Raw genomic sequence first — 17,791 nt, 5'->3', positions numbered from 1 at the left:
AGATTCCTGATTTATGCCGATCCGGGAGAATGCACCACTACTTCATAGATGGTGCCACGAAACTGGCCTGCATCCGCCGGAACGCGCGTAAACCAGATCAAAACGTACCGACCGGTTGCCGGTTCACCGGGAGTGAGGGTGGTCTTGCCCGAGGCGGACTTCTCGGTCGCCACGGTCTTGAGTGAGCCGAGTTCGGGGGAGTCGCCGACCTTCAACTCGACGCTCGCGCCCTCGGTCTTGGCCAGCGTAGCCACCACGTCGCTGATCTGCATGGACTTGCCCATGTCGAGCAGCAGGCCGACGCCCTTCTTGAGGTTGCCCAGCTCGGCGCTGCCGTAGCTCTGGGTCGTCCAGGCCGTGCCGGGCTTGCCGTCGATGGCCTGGCCCGCGATGTCGGACTTCTCGTCGCCGTCGTCGCCGAGCGGGTCGAAGCCCTTGGCCTTGTCCGGCTTGACGGCCTGGGTCGAGGCCGCGGCGGAGGACTTGCCGGTGGTGGGGACGACCGACGCCTCCGGTGTGGCGGGGCTGCCGAGGCTGCGGCCGATCGTCCAGGCCCCGACGCCCACGGCGGCGATGACCAGCAGCACCACCAGGGTCATCAGCACCCGGTTGAGCACGTTGCCGCCACCCTGGTTGGGGGGACGGCGCGGCACGGTCGGCAGGGGCGGCATGGTGCGCTGCTGCCGGTGGGCGATGTCGAGGCCCTCGGTGTGCGAGGCGGAGGCGACCGCCGGCGTCGAGGGGTAGGAGATCGCGATCGGCATGGGCCTGGCCACGTCGGCCAGTGCCTCGGCGACCTCGGACGGGCTCGACAGCGCGCCCTGGCCCTTGCGTGACTCGGGAAGGCAGGCGCGGACGGTGACCGTGTCCAGATAAGTCGGGACACCGGCGGTGACCTGTCGCGGCGAGCAGAAGTGGCCGTCGCTCATGGGGGCGGCGGGCAGGCCGCCCTCCTCCTCGTCGCCGGGCCAGTGGCCGGTCAGGCCGGCGTACAACAACCGGCCCAGCCCCTCGGCGTCGTCGAGGGCGGGCTGGTCGGTGGTGAGCCCGGACAGGGCGGCGTCGACGGCCACGCCGAGCACCTTGACCGTGTTGCCCGTCGTCCACACCAGGTGGGACGGGCGCAGGCACAGGTGGTAGAGCTTGGCCTCGTGGGCGTGCGCCAGGGCCTCGGCCGCCTCGGCCACCAGACCCGCCGCGCGTTCGGGCTCCAGCGGGCCGCCGGCCAGCAGGTCGGTCAGGGAATCGCCGGTGACCCACTCGCTGACCACGTAGGAGTGGTCGTCGTCCTCGGCGGCGTCGAACACCTGCGTCAGGCGCGGGTCGGTGAGCCGGCTCGCGGCACGGGCGGCGGTGACGACCTCGTGCACGCGCGGGAAGTCGGGGCCGAACGTGTGCACCGCCACCGGCCGCGCGAGGATCTCGTCGATCGCCTTCCACAGGGTCGCGCCGTCGGACTCGCTGACGCGGTCCTCCAGCCGGAAGCGCTCGGCCAGTCGGGTGCCGGGTTCCACGGCCGACGTGCTCACAGGCTCTCTCCGCTAGGCCGATCGGGCGTGCTCATGACTCGACTCACCTGCGTGGTGGTGTCCCACGTAGGCACGCTATGCCGGGTGGATCCGCCCACGCCCCTCCTGCTTCCATTCGCGCGCGTAGGGCACCATGGTAGTGCCGAGTCGATTCCGCCCGCGTTCTTTGCCAACCGGAAACTCGTCAGCCGTCGTGGTCAAGTCCGTCCATATGGCGGATTTCCCAATTACTACCGACCTACGCGTCTCGCGACCATACCAACGAGTGAGTTGACCTCCGCTATGCGCATCCTGTGGGCGACGGCGAGATAGAGCAACAGGCCCAGGCCACCGCCCACCGCCAGGACGATCAGCGAGTTGACGAAGCCCAGACCGCCGAAGATCTGCGTGACCACCCAGACCGTGAGCAGCCCCAGCACGGCCGTGGGCAGGGACGCCAGGTACATCCTGGTCAGAGCCGTGCCGATGGTCCAGCCGCCCAACCCCTGCACGCGGCGGCTGGCCAGCGTCCAGGCCAGGACCGCGCCCAGCCCGTACGCGATGGCGTACGCGAGCGCCAGCCCCATCACGGCGTAGCGGGCGGGCAGCAGGACGAAGAAGACGATCATGAGCAGCGCGTTGACCGCGGTCGTGCCGGCCCCCACGAACACCGGCGTACGGGTGTCGCCGAAGCTGTAGAACACCCGCAGCAGGAGCTGGAACACCGCGAACGGCACCAGCGCCAGGCCGTAGACCTGGAGGACGTTCCCGATGTAGACGGCGTCGGCGACGCTGTTGGCGCCGTGGCCGTAGATCGGCACGGTGATCGCCGGCCCGAGCACCATCAGCAGCAGCGAGACCGGCACCATGAGCGAGCAGATGAGCCGCACGCTCGACCCGAACTCGGTGCGCACGTCGTCGAGCCGGCCCTCGCCCACCGCCCGGCTCATCCGGGGCAGCATCGCGGTGATCACCGAGACGCCGATGATCCCGTACGGGAGCTGGAAGAGCTGGAACGCCAGCGTGTAAGGGCTGATGCCGTGCCCGGCCACCTCGTTGCCCGCCGAGCTGGCCAGGTTGGTCGTCAGCATGAACCCGAGCTGGGTGACCACGACGTAGCCGATGGTCCAGACCCCGGCCCTGCCCATCTCGCCCAGCCGCGCGTTGCGCACGTCGAAGCGCGGCACGAACGAGAACCCCACGCGCCTGAGCGCGAAGATCAGCACCACCGCCTGGGCGACGATGCCCGCCGTGGTGCCGAGGCCGAGCAGCGCGAGGTCGCCGGTGGTGACCGCGTCGATGTCGGAGCCGCTGCCGACGACGGCGTAGGCCAGGAACACGCAGATGACGACCAGGTTGTTGAGCACCGGCGCCCACATGGGGGCGCCGTAGCGGTCGCGGGTGTTGAGGATGGCGCCCGCGACCGCGCCGATCCCGAAGAAGGCCAGCTGCGGCAGGATGAACCGGGCCAGCATGACCGCGGTCTCGAACTTGGGGGTGCCGCGGTCCCAGTCGGTGTAGAGGTCGATGAGCAGCGGCGCGCCCAGCACGGCGAGCGCCGCCACCACTACCAGCACGGCGGTGGCCAGCGTCAGCAGGCGCTGCTCGTAGGCCCGCCCGCCGTCGGCGTCGTGCTGCTGCGCCCGGACGATCATCGGCACCACGACGCTGCTCAGCACGCCCAGCAGCAGCAGGTCGAGGATGCTGTACGGGATCGCGTAGGCCGCGTTGTAGGAGTCGCCCAGCGCCGCGGTGCCGATGGCGTAGGCCAGCACCATCGTGCGGGCGAACCCGGTGACCCTGGACACCATCGTGCCCGCCGCCATGATGGCGCTGGCCCGCAACATACGGCTCATACGGTCTCATTCTCCCGGGATTTGCCCGCCCGCGCGAGCCGTCGCTCCGACCTTCGGCGCAGGATCCGCGTCACGACGGCGGCGAGCATCACCGTCAGCGCGGCGCCCACGATGACCAGGGCGATGCCGGTGTAGCCGGTGGTGCGGATGGTCAGTCGCTGCGGCTTGCCGTAGGGCAGGTTGTCGACCGTGCGCAGTTGCACGGTGACGGTGGCGTCGCCGCTGGTGGTGGCGTTCATGCTCACCTGGAGCGTGCCGCTCTGGTTGCCGCCGATCACCAGCGGCTCGATCGGCGCCGGCGGCGACAGGATCTGCAACCGCGCGCGGTCGTTGGACTTGACGTCGATGTAGAGGGTGACGGGTTTGTCCAGCGAGTTCTTCACGCTGATGGGCACCACGCCGTTGCTGCCGGCGAGCGTGCGCGGCGCGTCGGTGATCTGGATCTTGTCGATCTGGTCGTCGACCGCCGTGCCGACCAGCTTGGTCACCACCCGGCCCGCGCGGGTGTTGTTGCGCCAGGCGGACGAGGTGAGCCTGAGCACCGCGGCGTCGAAGGCCGAGGGCGCCTTGGCCCCGGTGATCGACGCGGTGAGCTGCGCCTGCGACGCGACCTCCCGGACGGGGGCCAGGTACTTGGCGCTCAGCTCCTCCTTGCGGTCCTGCTCGGTGTACGTGAGCCCGGCCCGCGGCGTCGCCGCCTTGCTCGGCTTGATCGAGTCGAGCGTGGTCATCGACAACCACGGCAGTTTGCGGGCGGTCTTCAGCAGGCTGGTGACCAGCGTCGGGTTGGGGTCCCAGCGGCGCGACGGCGCGACGACCAGCGACCGCGGCTCGACCTGCCCGGCCTCGGCGGCGATCATCGCGGTCTCGGCGATGAAGCGCTGGGTGCTGAGCAGGACCGTGGTGGGCGCGGTCGGCTCGAACAGCCGGCTCAGCTCGGCGTCGGCGACCAGCGCCTTGACCGGCCCGGCGACGGTGTCGAGCATGGCGGCGGCGTCGGGCGTGTGGGTGACCGGCGGCTGCGGCGGCAGGTTGGTGGAGTTGAGCAGGACGGTGGTGACCTTGCCGGGGCTGACCGAGAGCAGGTCGAGGGCATCGGCGTCGAGCACGCCCGCGGGCGGCCAGTTGATCGACGTCTGCGCGTTGCGGTTGAGCAGCGCCCTGGCGGTCTGGCCGCCGAGCTCGATGGCCCGGCCGGGCTGCGCGTCGAGCCCCTGATGGGCCAGGGCCGTCACGTCGGGGTCGGCGTACGGGGTGGCGATCACGGGGGAGGCGGCCAGCGCCGTGCTCATGGTGGTCAGCCAGGTGCCGGCGGTGTCGTTGGCCGGTTTGCCCTCGGTGCCGTCCTTGGTCTTGACGTGGTAGCCCTTGGTCATCGCCTTCAGGTCGTCGAGCAGCGACGGCTCGACGAACCAGGTGACGCTCTTCGGCGCCTCCTGCGCGATGCGGGCCAGGTCGGCCAGGCGGCCCTTGCCGCTGAGCGACTGGCTCAGCTTGTCGTCGACGAACAACGTCTCGTCGGAGCCCCGGTGGGGCTGGTCGATGACGGGCAGGGCGACGGCGAGCTTGTTGCGCGGCGGCTTCGGCGTGGTGGGCGGGGCATAGGTGAGGAACGTGCGCTGCGCGCTGATCGGCACTTCGTTCTGGGAGACGTCGACGGCGACCCGGTAGACGCCGAACGCCTGGTAGCCGAGCTGGACCGGGGTCGCGGTGAACGTCCAGGTGGCCTGCCCGCCCACGGCCAGGGCCGGGACGTCCATGGCCGAGGTGCGGGACACGTTTGCGGGCAGGGTGGCGATGTTCTGGTCGCTCTGGTAGGCGGCCATGGAGGCGCGGTCGAAGAAGCGTTCGCCCGTGTAGCGCAGGCGTACGCGGAGGGGGCCGAGCGCGGTCCCGGTGTCGTTGCGGACCGTGCCGGTGAACTTGATCTCGTCGGTCGGACTGGTCGCCACCTGTGGCGTGATCGACGTGATGGAGACGGAGAGCGTCTCCCGGGCCGCCGCCGTGGCGGCGGAGTCGGGCGCCGCCGCCACCATGGCAGCGGAGTTCGGCGCCGCCGCCACCAAGGGGGCGAGCGACGCGGCGGACATCACGGCGAGCAGCGCGGCCTTACGGATCACGCGCATGCCAGGGCTGGGGTACGACGGCGCACGCCCGCAATGGTACGGGTTCAGTGCCGCGGCGCGACCGCCTCGCGGGTGCCCCGCGGTCGCGGCACCCGCAGGTCGACCGTCTTGCCGGTGAGAAGATTCAGCAGGTCGAGCGCACGAAGACAGAGCGCGGTGTGCCTTTCCCCGGTGGCGGTGAAGACGGCCGCGTCGTCGGCGACGAGCCGGTCGTCGATGAGCACCGGCAGCGACTCCGGCAGCAGCAGCGGGCAGACGAGCCCGCCGGTGTAGTCGGTGGCCGAGTTGACCAGGAAGGCCGGGGCCGGGCGCACCTGGCGGGCCCCCAGCAGGCCCCCGACGACGCCGGGCTGGGGCGGGGCCGCCGACGTGGAGACGACGGCGACGACGACCTCGCTGCCGATCCTGGTGGCGACGTCGAACACGGTGACCACGACGCACCGCCCGGGTGCCGCGGAGACCGTCTCCGGCAGTTCCTCCGCGCAAGTCATGGGGCGCGGAAGGCGTACGATCTCATGATGGACCTGGTGTGCGAGGAGCCAGCGGTGGATCGCGAGGGCGTCCTTCATGAAGTCCTCCTCCGTCTCGCCCTGTTCCATGGCCCCCGACGGTCCCCAGACCGACGGTAACCCGGACCTGATGTGGCTCGGGGGATATGTTCCGGAATCGAAGGACCGACAGGGTTTGTCCGACTCAACAATGACCGAAAGCCAGCAGCGGGCGATGCACGACCTGTTCCGCAAGATCGCACCGGTGGCCGACGAGCTCGGCCGCCTGTTCGCCGACCACGGGCACGAGCTGGCCCTCGTCGGCGGGCCCGTGCGCGACATCCTGCTGGGCCGCGTCGGCAACGACCTCGACCTGACCACCGACGCCAACCCCCACAGGGTGCTCGACGTCGTCAGGGACTGGGCCGACTCCGTGTGGACGATCGGCATCGACTTCGGCACCGTCGGCCTGCGCAAGGGCAACTGGCTGATCGAGATCACGACGTACCGGAGCGAGTCCTACGACCCCAAGTCGCGCAAGCCCGAGGTCGCCTACGGCGAGACCCTGGAGGCCGACCTTGAGCGTCGCGACTTCGCGGTCAACGCCATGGCGGTACGCCTGCCCGGCCACGAGTTCGTCGACCCCTACGGCGGCCTGGACGACCTGCGCGCCAAGCTGCTGCGCACCCCCGGCACCCCCGAGCGCTCGTTCGCCGACGACCCGCTGCGCATGCTCAGGGCCGCGCGGTTCGCCTCCCAGCTCGGCTTCGGCGTCGACCGGGCCGCCCTGGCGGCGATGACCGCGATGGCCGAGCGCATCGAGATCGTCTCGGCCGAGCGCATCCGCGACGAGCTCGACAAGCTGATCTGCGGCGCCAACCCGCGCGAGGGCCTGCGCCTGCTGGTGGAGACCGGCCTGGCCGCCCACGTGCTGCCCGAGCTGCCCAAGCTGCGCCTGGAGATCGACGAGCACCACCGGCACAAAGACGTCTACGAGCACTCGCTGACCGTCCTCGACCAGGCCATCGCCCAGGAGGAGGACGGCAAGCCCGACCGCATCCTGCGCTGGGCCGCGATCCTGCACGACATCGGCAAGCCCAAGACCCGGCGCCACGAGGCCGGCGGGCGGGTGTCGTTCCACCACCACGAGGTGGTCGGCGCCCAGATGACGAAGAAGCGCATGACCGAGCTGAGGTTCCCCAAGGACGTCGTGGCCGACGTCTCCCAGCTCGTCGAGCTCCACCTGCGCTTCCACGGCTACGGCACGGGGGAGTGGACCGACAGCGCGGTGCGCCGCTACGTCCGCGACGCCGGCCCCCTGCTCGGCCGCCTGCACAAGCTGACCAGGGCCGACTGCACCACGCGCAACAAGCGCAAGGCGGCGGCGCTGTCGCGCACCTACGACCAGCTCGAAGAGCGCATCTCCCGGCTGGCCGAGGAGGAGGAGCTGGCCAAGATCCGGCCCGAGCTCGACGGCAACGAGATCCAGGCCGTCCTCGGTGTGGGCCCCGGGCCCGTGGTGGGCCGGGCGTACAAGTTCCTGCTCGACCTCAGGCTGGACAAGGGCGTGCTCGGCAAGGAGGCGGCCACCCAGGCGCTGCTCGACTGGGCGAGGTCACACGACCTGGGAGCGTGACGACGACGTCGTGACCATCCGGTAGACCAGCGCCGCCACGGGGTAGCCGACCGCGATGATCACGACGGCCAGGTACGACTTGCCGTTGGGCGGCAGGATCGCCGCCGAGAGCGCGGCGGCCAGCACGTACATGCCGTTGAAGAGCATGTCGTAGATCGAGAAGGCGCGGCCGAGATAGGCGTCCTCGACGTCGCGCTGGACGGTCGTGTCGGCGCAGATCTTGACGCTCTGCCCGGCCACGCCCAGCACGAAGCCGGCCACCGGCAGCCCCCACGTCTGGAACGGCAGGACGAACGCCCCCGCCAGCACGCCGGCCGAGGACAGCGCGATGACCACCCAGCGGCCGATCCCGAACCGCTCGGTCGCGTACGGGGTGATGATCACCGCGAGGAAGTAGCCGAAGCCGGAGGTGGCCACCACCAGGCTGATCCCGCGCAGCGCGGCGTCGGGATCGCCGTCGGTGAAGTAGTAGCGGTAGAGGATGATGCCGAGGGCGGTGGCCATGCCGTACAGGAAGCGGTGGGCGGCCATCGCGCCCATGGTCGCGGCGGCGTCGCGGTGGCGAGCCAGGTGCCTGGCGCCGTCGACCAGGCCCACGACCACGTTGCGCAGCGCCTCGCGGGCCTGCGGCTGGCCGGGGTCGTAGGAGGGGCCGAGCAGCGCGCGGTCCATCAGGCGGGCGACCAGGGCGCTCAGCCCGAACATCACGCCCGACACGACCAGCAGCAGCGCGATGCCCGCGTCGCCGTCGCCGAACACCTCACGCAGCAGGAACCCGACGCCCGCGCCGACGAACGTGACCACGGTGCCGCAGGTCGGCGTCACCGCGTTGGCCGCCATCAGCCGGTCGGACGGCACCACGTGCGGCAGCGAGGCGCCGAGCGCGGCCAGGAAGAACCGGTTGACGCCGAGCACGCCGAGCGCGGCCGCGTAGAAGACGGGGTCGGGCGCGTCGGCGGCGACCAGCCCGGCGGCGACCAGCAGCAGCCCCCCGCGCACGAAGGGCGCGATGACGAGGATCTGCCGCCGCGACCACCGGTCGATGAACACCCCGACGAACGGCCCGAGCACGCTGTACGGCAGGAACAGCACGGCGAGGCCCGCGGCCACCGCAAGGGCGGTCGTCTGCTTCTCGGGGCTGAAGAACGCGAAGTTCGTGACGCCGAACTGGAAGATCCCGTCGGAGAACTGGGAGACCAGCCGCGTGCTGAACAGCCGTCGGAAGTCACGGCCCTGAAGGACGACGCGGAGATCGGCGACGAATGACACCCCGTCAGCCTAGCCCCGAGTGCCTGAACTAGGATGCGCCGGAGGTTGGTACGGCAGATGCCCGGCGGGTTACGAACGTGCGCCGGGATCTCGTACGCTTCGAAGCGTGACCACTGAGGAACACGTTGTGCTGGTCGACCGCGAGGGGCACGCGCTCGGCACCGCGCCCAAGACGTCGGTGCACGGCCAGGAGACCCCGCTCCATCTAGCCTTCTCCAGCTACGTCTTCGACCCCGAAGGCCGCGTGCTGCTCACCAGGCGGGCGGGCCACAAGATCACCTGGCCGGGCGTCTGGACCAACAGCTGCTGCGGCCATCCGCTGCCCGGCGAGAAGCCCGCCCAGGCGGTCCTTCGCAGGCTCTCCTACGAGCTGGGCCTCGACGCCGGCCGCGCCGACCTCATGCTGCCCGGCTTCTCCTACCGCGCCGTCATGGGCAACGGCATCGTCGAGCACGAGCTGTGCCCGGTCTACCGCGTCACGGTCGACACCCCGGTGGTGCCCAACCCCGACGAGGTGGGCGAGGTGCGCTGGATGCCGTGGAAGGAGTTCGCCGAGGGCGTGCTGAGCGGCCTGCTGGCGATCTCGCCGTGGTGCAGGGAGCAGGTGCCGCTGCTCAGTGAGCTGGGCGCCGACCCGCTGGCCTGGCGTCCCGCCCCCGACGACGAACTGCCCCCCGCCGCGCGCGGCTGAGCCGCGGCCGCGAGGGGCCATCGGTCAGCGCTCGACCTCGCCCCTGATGAACTTCTCGACGTACTCGCGGGCCTCGTCGTCGGAGTACTGCTCCGGCGGCGACTTCATGAAGTACGACGACGCCGACAGGATCGGGCCGCCGATGCCCCGGTCGAGGGCGATCTTGGCGGCGCGCACGGCGTCGATGATGATGCCGGCGGAGTTGGGGGAGTCCCAGACCTCCAGCTTGTACTCCAGGTTCAGCGGCGTGTCGCCGAACGAGCGGCCCTCCAGGCGCACGTACGCCCACTTGCGGTCGTCGAGCCACGGCACGTGGTCCGACGGGCCGATGTGCACATCGGCCTTGCCCATCTCGTGCGGGATCTGCGAGGTCACCGACTGCGTCTTGGAGATCTTCTTCGACTGGAGCCGGCTGCGCTCCAGCATGTTCATGAAGTCCATGTTGCCGCCGAAGTTGAGCTGGTACGTGCGCAGCAGCTCGACCCCGCGGTCCTCGAACAGCTTGGCCAGCACGCGGTGCGTGATCGTGGCGCCGACCTGCGACTTGATGTCGTCGCCGACGATCGGCACGCCGGCCTCGGTGAACTTCTCGGCCCACTCGGGGTCGGAGGCGATGAAGACCGGCAGCGCGTTGACGAACGCCACCTTGGCGTCGATGGCGCACTGCGCGTAGAAGCGGTCGGCCTCCTCCGAGCCCACCGGCAGGTAGGACACCAGGACGTCGACCTGGTTGTCGCGGAGCACCTTGACCACGTCGACGGGTTCCTCGTCGGACTCCTCGATGATCTCGCGGTAGAACTCGCCCAGACCGTCGAAGGTGTGACCGCGCAGCACGGTCACCCCGGTCGGCGGCACATCCGTGATCTTCACGGTGTTGTTCTCGCTGGCGACGATCGCCTCGGACAGGTCGCGGCCGACCTTCTTGGCGTCCACGTCGAAGGCGGCGACGAACTCGACGTCGCCCACGTGATAATCACCGAACTTCACGTGCATCAGGCCCGGCACTCGCGCGGCCGGGTCCGCGTCCTTGTAGTAGTGGACGCCCTGGACCAGCGAAGACGCGCAGTTGCCGACACCGACAATGGCCACGCGAACCGAACCCATCGCACTCGCTCCCTTACTCATCAGTTGACGTGGTATCTCTCTCGGGCCCTTCCGAGGCCCGCCGCTCCGTGGCGATCAGCTCGTTCAGCCAACGCACCTCGCGTTCGACCGACTCAAGCCCATGGCGCTGCAGCTCGAGCGTGTAGCTGTCGAGCCTCTCCCTGGTACGGGCCAGCGCCGTGCGCACGCTGTCGAGGCGCTCCTCCAGGCGGCTGCGGCGGCCTTCGAGGATGCGCAGGCGCACCTCGGCCTCCGTGTGCCTGAAGAAGGCGAAGTGCACACCGAAGCTCTCGTCCTCCCAGGCTGACGGGCCGGCCTGGGTCAGCAGCTCCTGGAGGCGTTCCTTGCCCTCGGCGGTCAGCTTGTAGACGATTTTCGACCGGCCGCCGACCATCGTGGCGGGAGCGGGCTGCTCCTCCACGATGAGGCCCTGGGCCAGTAGCGATCGCAGACAGGGGTACAGCGATCCATAGGAGAACGCACGGAACATGCCCAACAGGGCGTTGAGCCGTTTGCGCAGCTCATAGCCGTGTAGCGGCTGTTCGTGCAGCGACCCGAGAACGGCGAGCTCCAGAACTCTGCCTTGTCCGCTGGCCACTGGAACCGCCTCCTCTCGCGTCGATGTATCGAGTCGATACATCCAGAGGATACGTCGATTCGCTATAAGGCCGCAATCAAAGGATTTGCCAAGCCGTTGGGATGATTCGGTAAAACGCCGTAGTCTGGCGCTCATGTGGTCACAGCGGAGGGTGGTGGACTACGGCCTCGCCAAGCGGGCAGCGGTCCGTTCCCTTGAGGTGGGCCGCGCCTCGCGCGGAGACCTCTGTGACGCACAGCCGTACCTCCTTCGCGCAGCCCGCATGTTCGGCGAGTCGACCGAACGTCTCTGCCCGGTGTGCGAGAGGGAGAACGTCACCAACGTGACCTATGTCTACGGCGATTCGCTCGGGCGGCATGCCGGTCAGGCAAAGGCCACGTCAGAGCTTGTCGAAATGGCCCATGATTACGATGAGTTCCGGGTGTACGTCGTCGAGGTCTGCCAAGGTTGTTCCTGGAACCACCTGACGGTCTCGTTCGTCCTCGGCAACGGACCGCCAGACCTCGTCGGCCAACCGTGAAGACCGAGGGCGGCGAGTCACCTCACGCCCATACGCCGTTTTTATCCGACGACGATGCGAGGACGTGTGAGTAACAGCATGAATGAGGGGACGGCCCGCCCGGGAAGGCGCCGTCGCTCCAACTCATCCCGTTCTGTGCCCCCAGGTTCTCCTCCCCAAACCGGTGACTCCGATTGGGGTTCGGCGCAGTCGCCGCGTCGTCCTGAAGCCGCTTATGAGCAGACCGGCGCGATGTCCGCGCAGTCGTACAGCGACCCCGCCTCCGGGCCGCAGCCCCGGCGCGGGGCGCCCCAGGGGCGTGAGGAGCTGCCGCCGCGCGCCCGCTCCCGGGCGCGGCAGGAGACGCGTTCCGTGAGCAACCAGGAGACGATGGTCAGCGAGGCGCCGCCCAGGCGCTCGCGCCGGGCGAGCGGGCAGGACGAACCCCCGGAGCCGCCCGGGCCGCCGACCAAGAGGCGCAGCGGCTGGCGCCGGTTCGTGCCGAGCTGGAAGATCGTCGTGGCCAGCGTGGTCGTGCTGGCGGCCGGCATCTTCGGCATGATCATGGTCGCCTACAACCTCACGCCGGTGCCCGAGGCCACCCAGGCGTCGGCGGTCGCGCAGCAGAGCACGCTCTACTACCGCAACGGCAAGGTCCTCGCCAAGCTCGGCGTGCCCCGGCAGACCGTCGACTTCAAGGACATGGCCGACACCGTCAAGGACGCCACGGTCGCCATCGAGAACAAGACGTTCTACGAGGACTCCGGCGTCTCCCTCTCCGGCATGGCGCGTTCGGTGTGGATGACCGCGACCGGCCAGCAGCTCCAGGGCGCCTCGACCATCACCCAGCAGATGGCCCGCGGCTACTACGACGGCCTCAGCCAGGAGGTCTCCGTCAAGCGCAAGCTCAAGGAGATCTTCGTCGCGGTCAAGCTCAACCAGGAGCTGACCAAGGAAGTCATCCTCGCCCGCTACCTCAACACCGTGAACTTCGGCCTCGCCTACGGTGTCGAGGCCGCCTCGCAGGCGTACTTCGGGAAGAGCGTCCACGCCAAGAACCTGACCCCCGAGCAGGGCGCCTACCTGGCCGCGCGCATCCAGCGCCCGAGCTGGGGCCCCGACGACCCCGGCCTGCGCGAGCGGTGGAGCACGACCATCAAGTACATGGCCGAGCAGTGGCCCCAGAAGTACGGCGACCTGCCGGCGAAGGCGAAGTTCCCCAAGGTCTACAAGGGCGACACCAAGGAAGCCTACGCGGGCCTGCGCGGCTACATGATCACGCAGGTGCTGGAGGAGCTGAAGCAGCGCAAGCTCACCCCTGACATGGTCAGGAGCGGCGGCTACCAGATCACCTCGACCTTCGACGAGAAGCTCATGAAGGCCGCCAAGACGGCGGTCGAGGCCACGACGGCGAACATGTCGAAGGAGTTCCACGCCGGCCTGGCCGCCGTCGACCCGAAGAACGGCCGCGTCCTGGCCTTCTACGGCGGCCGCGACTTCCTCACCGACCCGTTCAACGAGCCCTTCGACGCCAACAAGCAGGCCGCGTCGGCGTTCAAGCCGTACGTGCTGGCGGCCTGGCTGCAGGCCGGTTACTCGCTCAAGAGCTACGTGCCGGGCAACCAGACCGTGCCGAAGATCATCCCGGGCCAGCAGAAGGACGGTTTCCGCAACAGCCACAACGTCGGCCAGGCCGTCGACGTGATCAAGGCCACGGCGCAGTCCGTCAACACCGCGTACGTGTCGATGGCGTTCAAGCTGCCCAGGCAGCTCGACGAGGTGAAGGAGCTCGTGGAGAACGCCGGGTTCGACAAGGGACGCATGGACCTGGACGTCAGGGAGCACCAGTTCCAGTTCGCCATCGGCAGCGCCCTGGTGAAGCCGGTCGAGCAGGCCGCCGGGTATGCGATCTTCGCCAACGGCGGCAAGTACACCAAGTACCACGTGGTGCAGGACGTCAAGCTCAACGGGCAGGTCGTCTACCCCGAGCAGCGGACCTCGACCAGGGTCATCGACGCGGAGGTGGCCGCCGACTCGACGACCGCCATGCAGGAGGTGCTGAGGAGCGGCACCGCAGCGGGCCAGGGGCTCGGCAACCGGCCCGCGGCCGGCAAGACCGGCACCAACAACAACGAGAAGGAAGCCTGGTTTGTCGGCTACACGCCGCAGATCTCCACGGCTGTCGGGTTCTACCGCGAGCGGTGCGTGACCAAGACGGGCAAGGTCGTCCAGCCCCTGCATGCCAACTGCCCGGAGACCCCCGGCGGCAAGCCGAGCAAGAAGTACGGCCCGAACAACAAGTACACCAAGGCCGAGGAGGCCCCGCTCGGGTTCGAGGGCGCCGGCCCGCCCACCGCGACCTGGCGGCGGTTCATGCTCGCCGCGCACGAGGGCAAGCCGATCGAGCAGTTCCCGCCGAAGGCCGACATCGGCCTGCCGGAGAACATCGTGCCGCGCCCGGTGCCGACGCCGACGCCGACCAAGAACCCGCTCGACGACGGCTCGGGCAACCCCTTCGACGACGGCAACCAGCAGGACTGCCTGGTCGCGCCCTGCAACGACGACGGCGGTGACGTCACCGACGACTCCCAGCAGGACACCGGCATCCCCGAAGCCGACGACCACGGCATCCTGAGCGGCGGCGGAGGCGGCAAGGTGCCCGACTCCCGCCCGGCCGGCACCCACCAGATGAACGCCAGACACGAGGAGTGGTGACCACGACCGAGGCGCGCGTCCCTCTGGCGGCGCGTGCCGTGCCGTTCCTTCCCCTGGGGCTGATCGCCGCCCTGGGGGCCGTCCTCGCCTACGTGGTGCGGCTGCCGTGCCGGACCGGCGGATGGAACGACCAGGTCCAGACGTACACGAACTTCTGTTACACCGACATCTACCCGCTGTACTTCGACCGCCAGCTCGCGACCCAGAACCCGTACTTCGCCGACGTGCCGTTCGACAAGCAGGTCGAGTACCCCGTGGTGCTGGGCGAGGTGATGCAGGTCATCGCCTGGATCTCGCGGAAGCTGGACCTCGACCAGGTCGCCCAGGCCGTCAGGTTCTACGACCTCACGGTCCTGCTGCTCGGCATCTGCCTGGTGGTCGGCGTCCTGCTGATGGCGGCGGTGGCCGGGCCCACCCGCCGGTGGGACGCGCTGTGGTACGCGATCTCGCCCGCCGTGATCCTGGCCGCGTACATCAACTGGGACCTGGTCGCCGGCGCGCTGTCGATGGGCATGCTGCTGGCCTGGGCGCGCAAGCGGCAGGTGCTGGCGGGCGTGCTGCTCGGCCTGGCGATCGCGACCAAGTTCTACCCGCTGATGTTCCTCGGCGCGCTGTTCCTGCTCACGCTGAGGACCGCCCGCTGGCGGCCGTTCCTGGTGACGCTGGGCTCGACCGCGGGGGCCTGGCTCGTGGTGAACGTGCCCTTCATGCTCTTCGCCTGGGACGGTTGGCGCCGCTTCTACGTCTTCTCCCAGGAACGCGGGATCGACTGGGGATCGCCATGGCTGTTCTTCCAGCGCAAGGGCTGGGGCATCCTGGGCGAGGCCGACGTCAGCACGCTCGGCATGGTGGCGCTGGCCGTGTTGTGCCTGGGCATCGCCGTGCTCGCGCTCGCCGCGCCGCGCCGGCCCCGGCTGGTGCAGATCTGCTTCCTCGCCCTGGCCGCGTTCATGATGACGAACAAGGTGTGGTCGCCGCAGTTCGTGTTGTGGCTGGTGCCGTTCGCGGTGCTGGCCAGGCCCAGGTGGAAGCCGCTGGCGCTGTGGCAGCTCGCCGAGGTCTGGTACTTCGCGGCGATCTGGCTCTACCTGCTCGCCCAGCCCCCGCTCAGCCGCGACGACCTGGGCATCGGGGACGACACGTACTTCACCGCGGTCTGGGGACGGGTCATCACCATCGGGATCATGATGGCGTTCGTCGTCCGTGACATCCTGCGCCCGGAACGGGACGTGGTGCGTCAGGGTGACATCGACGACCAGGCGGGCGGGGTGTTCGACGACGCCCCCGACCGGTTCGTACTGAAGACACCATGATCACGCGCTCGGCCGGTCGGGACGCGCTGCTGCTGTGGCTCGGATCGAGGGCCGGGCTCCTGGTGTCGACGCTGCTCGGCGTGACCCTCGCCGAGTACGCCGGCAAGTGGCGCCAATGGGACGCCGGCCTGTTCGTCACGATCGCCCAGTACGGGTACGACGGAGAACCCGGCAAACCGCACGACGACGGCCTGCCCGCGTTCTTCCCCGGCCTGCCGGTCGTGCTGCGGGCCGTGCATCTCGTGGTGCCCGACTGGGCGATCTGCGGAATGCTGATCTCGCTGGTCGCCGGGGCGGTGGCCATGGTCGCGCTGGCCAGGCTGGCCGAGCTGGAGGGCGCGACCGGCTGGATGGCGGTGCTGGCGCTGCTGCTGTTCCCGATGGCCGTGTTCCTGTCGGCGGGCTACAGCGAGTCGCTGTTCCTGGCCTTCGCGATCCCCGCGTGGCTGGCCGCCCGCCTCGGACGCTGGCCGCAGGCCGTCCTGCTGGCGGCGGGGGCGTCGTGCGTGCGGATCACCGGGCTGTTCCTGGCGGTCGCGCTGGCGGTGGAGTTCGTCAGGAGCAGGGAGTCGTGGCGGCGGGCCGGCTGGCTGGCGGTGCCCTTCCTGCCGCTGGCGGCGTACTCGTTCTACCACTACCGGCGCTCCGGGGACTGGCTGGCCTGGAAGCACGCGCAGGAGGCCGGCTGGGGTCGCGACTTCGAGTGGCCCTGGCAGGCGTGGCGGACGACGTGGAGCTCGGCCATGGGCACCGACGACTTCGCGGTGGCCTTCCGCATGGAGATCGCCGGGGCCGTGCTGGCGGTGGGCGTGCTGGTGTGGCTGCTGGCGCTGCGCAGGTGGAGCGAGGCCGTCTACTGCGGGTTGCAGGCGGCGGCGCTGATGACCTCGGCGTACTACCTGTCGATCCCGCGCTCGCTGCTGCTGTGGTTCCCGCTGTGGGTGCTGGTCGCGAAGGCGGCGACCAGGAAGCCGTGGGTCATGGTGCTGTACGCGCTGATCTGCGGGCCGCTCATGTACCTCAACGCGGCCCGCTTCCTCACGGGCGCCTGGGCGGGCTGAAGTTTCTACCCGTTTCTTCGCCTCGGTAATCCAGGGAAGTTATCCACAGGCTGTGTGTTTTCGGTCCAGAGGCTCCCGCGCGGCGTTCCGAGGCCCCAGCGCGGCGTTCCGAGGTTCTCGCGCCGCGTTCAGAGGTTCTTGCGCAGGAACGCGATGTCGTCGGCCTGGCCCTCGCCCGGCGTCTCCACCACGACCGGGGCGCCGGCCGCGCGGCAGACCGCCAGGATCAGCTCGGGGTCGATCTTCCCCTGGCCCAGGTTGGCGTGCCGGTCGGCGCCGGAGTCGAAGTCGTCGCGCGAGTCGTTGCAGTGGACGAGGTCGATCCGGCCGGTGATCGCCTTGACCCGCTCGACCAGGTCGACCAGCTCCTCGCCGCCCGCGTGCGCGTGACAGGTGTCGAGGCAGAAGCCCACGTCGAAGCCGTCGAGCGCGTCCCACAGCCGGGCGATGCGCTCCAGCTTGCGGGCCATCGCGTTGCCGCCGCCCGCGGTGTTCTCGATGAGCACGGGGATCGGGCACTCCATGCGCTCGAACACCTTGCGCCAGTTGTCGAAGCCCACCTGCGGGTCGTCGCTCTTGTTGACGTGGCCGCCGTGCACGACCAGGCCCTTGGCGCCGAGCCCCGCGGCCGCCTTCAGATGTTGTTCGAGCAGCTTGCGGCTGGGGATCCTGATGCGGTTGTTCGTCGTGGCGACGTTGATCAGGTAGGGCGCGTGGATGTAGACGTCGACGCCTTCGACCGGCTTGTCCGGCAGCACCGGCTTGGCGTAGCCCTGGGGATCGCCGAGGAAGAACTGCACGACCTCCGCGCCGACCCGTTCGGCGTGAGCGGCGGGATCGTCCTGGTCGACGTGAGCTCCGATACGCAGCATGTCAAGGAGCTTATCCGTTTGGCGGGACCGCCCCCGGGAAGACGCCCGGCACCCC

General features: G+C 69.7%; 14 protein-coding genes. 6 read left to right on the top strand and 8 right to left on the bottom strand.

The annotated features are described in order from the left end of the window. Nucleotides 1–11: 11 nt before the first annotated feature. The 4 genes from ACWCSU_RS18485 to ACWCSU_RS18470 all read right to left on the bottom strand — a co-directional run bounded on the left by ACWCSU_RS18485 (nt 12) and on the right by ACWCSU_RS18470 (nt 6,059). Nucleotides 12–1,529 (bottom strand): protein kinase family protein, encoded by a 1,518-nt coding sequence (locus ACWCSU_RS18485; protein ID WP_449936220.1) that lies wholly within the window; start codon nt 1,527–1,529, stop codon nt 12–14. Nucleotides 1,530–1,759: 230 nt separating this feature from the next. Continuing rightward, complete coding sequence (murJ, locus tag ACWCSU_RS18480; RefSeq protein WP_449936218.1) at nt 1,760–3,364, bottom strand: murein biosynthesis integral membrane protein MurJ; 1,605 nt, start codon at nt 3,362–3,364, stop codon at nt 1,760–1,762. Then, complete coding sequence (locus tag ACWCSU_RS18475) at nt 3,361–5,490, bottom strand: DUF6049 family protein (RefSeq protein ID WP_449936216.1); 2,130 nt, start codon at nt 5,488–5,490, stop codon at nt 3,361–3,363. The genes murJ and ACWCSU_RS18475 overlap by 4 nt, the downstream gene beginning before the upstream one ends. Before the next feature lie 44 nt (nt 5,491–5,534). Further along, complete coding sequence (locus tag ACWCSU_RS18470; protein WP_449936214.1) at nt 5,535–6,059, bottom strand: YbaK/EbsC family protein; 525 nt, start codon at nt 6,057–6,059, stop codon at nt 5,535–5,537. Between the two features lie 130 nt (nt 6,060–6,189). On the opposite strand from ACWCSU_RS18470, the gene ACWCSU_RS18465 reads away from it, so the two are divergent. Then, on the top strand, nt 6,190–7,614 hold the full coding sequence (locus ACWCSU_RS18465) for a CCA tRNA nucleotidyltransferase (RefSeq protein WP_357693345.1): 1,425 nt from the start codon (nt 6,190–6,192) through the stop codon (nt 7,612–7,614). On the opposite strand, the gene ACWCSU_RS18460 is transcribed toward ACWCSU_RS18465, so the two are convergent. After that, entirely contained in the window at nt 7,594–8,883 is a 1,290-nt protein-coding gene (locus ACWCSU_RS18460) for an MFS transporter (protein WP_449936212.1), read from the bottom strand. The two genes, ACWCSU_RS18465 and ACWCSU_RS18460, sit on opposite strands and share 21 nt — an antisense overlap. Nucleotides 8,884–8,989: 106 nt before the next feature. Between ACWCSU_RS18460 and idi the strand changes: the two genes are divergently transcribed. After that, a complete protein-coding gene (gene idi, locus ACWCSU_RS18455) occupies nt 8,990–9,574 on the top strand; it encodes an isopentenyl-diphosphate Delta-isomerase (protein ID WP_357693349.1) in 585 nt (194 codons plus the stop codon). A 24-nt stretch (nt 9,575–9,598) separates the two neighbouring features. Here idi and ACWCSU_RS18450 read toward each other — a convergent pair whose 3' ends face one another. Continuing rightward, nucleotides 9,599–10,678 (bottom strand): inositol-3-phosphate synthase, encoded by a 1,080-nt coding sequence (locus tag ACWCSU_RS18450; RefSeq protein WP_352322950.1) that lies wholly within the window; start codon nt 10,676–10,678, stop codon nt 9,599–9,601. 13 nt (nt 10,679–10,691) lie between these two features. Further along, entirely contained in the window at nt 10,692–11,276 is a 585-nt protein-coding gene (locus tag ACWCSU_RS18445) for a PadR family transcriptional regulator (RefSeq protein WP_125640646.1), read from the bottom strand. A 133-nt stretch (nt 11,277–11,409) separates the two neighbouring features. Between ACWCSU_RS18445 and ACWCSU_RS18440 the strand changes: the two genes are divergently transcribed. The 4 genes from ACWCSU_RS18440 (at nt 11,410) to ACWCSU_RS18425 (ending at nt 16,864) form a co-directional block, all read left to right on the top strand. Then, nucleotides 11,410–11,796: a DUF5318 family protein gene (locus ACWCSU_RS18440; protein ID WP_357693351.1), complete on the top strand. Its 387-nt coding sequence runs from the start codon at nt 11,410–11,412 to the stop codon at nt 11,794–11,796. 231 nt (nt 11,797–12,027) lie between these two features. Continuing rightward, nucleotides 12,028–14,490 carry a transglycosylase domain-containing protein gene (locus ACWCSU_RS18435; RefSeq protein ID WP_449936208.1) on the top strand — a complete coding sequence of 821 codons (2,463 nt, stop codon included), beginning with the start codon at nt 12,028–12,030 and terminating at the stop codon, nt 14,488–14,490. After that, nucleotides 14,487–15,803 (top strand): glycosyltransferase family 87 protein, encoded by a 1,317-nt coding sequence (locus tag ACWCSU_RS18430; RefSeq protein WP_449936205.1) that lies wholly within the window; start codon nt 14,487–14,489, stop codon nt 15,801–15,803. The genes ACWCSU_RS18435 and ACWCSU_RS18430 overlap by 4 nt, the downstream gene beginning before the upstream one ends. After that, nucleotides 15,800–16,864, top strand: a complete 1,065-nt coding sequence (locus tag ACWCSU_RS18425) for a mannosyltransferase family protein (protein ID WP_449936204.1) — start codon at nt 15,800–15,802, stop codon at nt 16,862–16,864. The genes ACWCSU_RS18430 and ACWCSU_RS18425 overlap by 4 nt, the downstream gene beginning before the upstream one ends. Before the next feature lie 128 nt (nt 16,865–16,992). Here the strand turns inward: ACWCSU_RS18425 and ACWCSU_RS18420 are convergent, their stop codons facing one another. Continuing rightward, entirely contained in the window at nt 16,993–17,736 is a 744-nt protein-coding gene (locus ACWCSU_RS18420; protein ID WP_364083614.1) for a deoxyribonuclease IV, read from the bottom strand. Nucleotides 17,737–17,791 lie beyond the last annotated feature (55 nt).

The organism is Nonomuraea sp. NPDC001699, from assembly GCF_053596455.1.
This window is presented reverse-complemented; position numbering and strand designations above follow the sequence as displayed.

Excerpts from the sequence above, each read along its gene's own strand:
- murJ (WP_449936218.1), bottom strand. The coding sequence starts at position 3,364 with ATGAGCCGTATGTTGCGGGCCAGCGCCATCATGGCGGCGGGCACGATG.
- ACWCSU_RS18425 (WP_449936204.1), top strand. The coding sequence starts at position 15,800 with ATGATCACGCGCTCGGCCGGTCGGGACGCGCTGCTGCTGTGGCTCGGA.
- ACWCSU_RS18450 (WP_352322950.1), bottom strand. The coding sequence starts at position 10,678 with ATGGGTTCGGTTCGCGTGGCCATTGTCGGTGTCGGCAACTGCGCGTCT.
- ACWCSU_RS18420 (WP_364083614.1), bottom strand. The coding sequence starts at position 17,736 with ATGCTGCGTATCGGAGCTCACGTCGACCAGGACGATCCCGCCGCTCAC.
- ACWCSU_RS18440 (WP_357693351.1), top strand. The coding sequence starts at position 11,410 with ATGTGGTCACAGCGGAGGGTGGTGGACTACGGCCTCGCCAAGCGGGCA.
- ACWCSU_RS18475 (WP_449936216.1), bottom strand. The coding sequence starts at position 5,490 with ATGCGCGTGATCCGTAAGGCCGCGCTGCTCGCCGTGATGTCCGCCGCG.
- ACWCSU_RS18435 (WP_449936208.1), top strand. The coding sequence starts at position 12,028 with ATGTCCGCGCAGTCGTACAGCGACCCCGCCTCCGGGCCGCAGCCCCGG.
- ACWCSU_RS18465 (WP_357693345.1), top strand. The coding sequence starts at position 6,190 with ATGACCGAAAGCCAGCAGCGGGCGATGCACGACCTGTTCCGCAAGATC.
- ACWCSU_RS18470 (WP_449936214.1), bottom strand. The coding sequence starts at position 6,059 with ATGAAGGACGCCCTCGCGATCCACCGCTGGCTCCTCGCACACCAGGTC.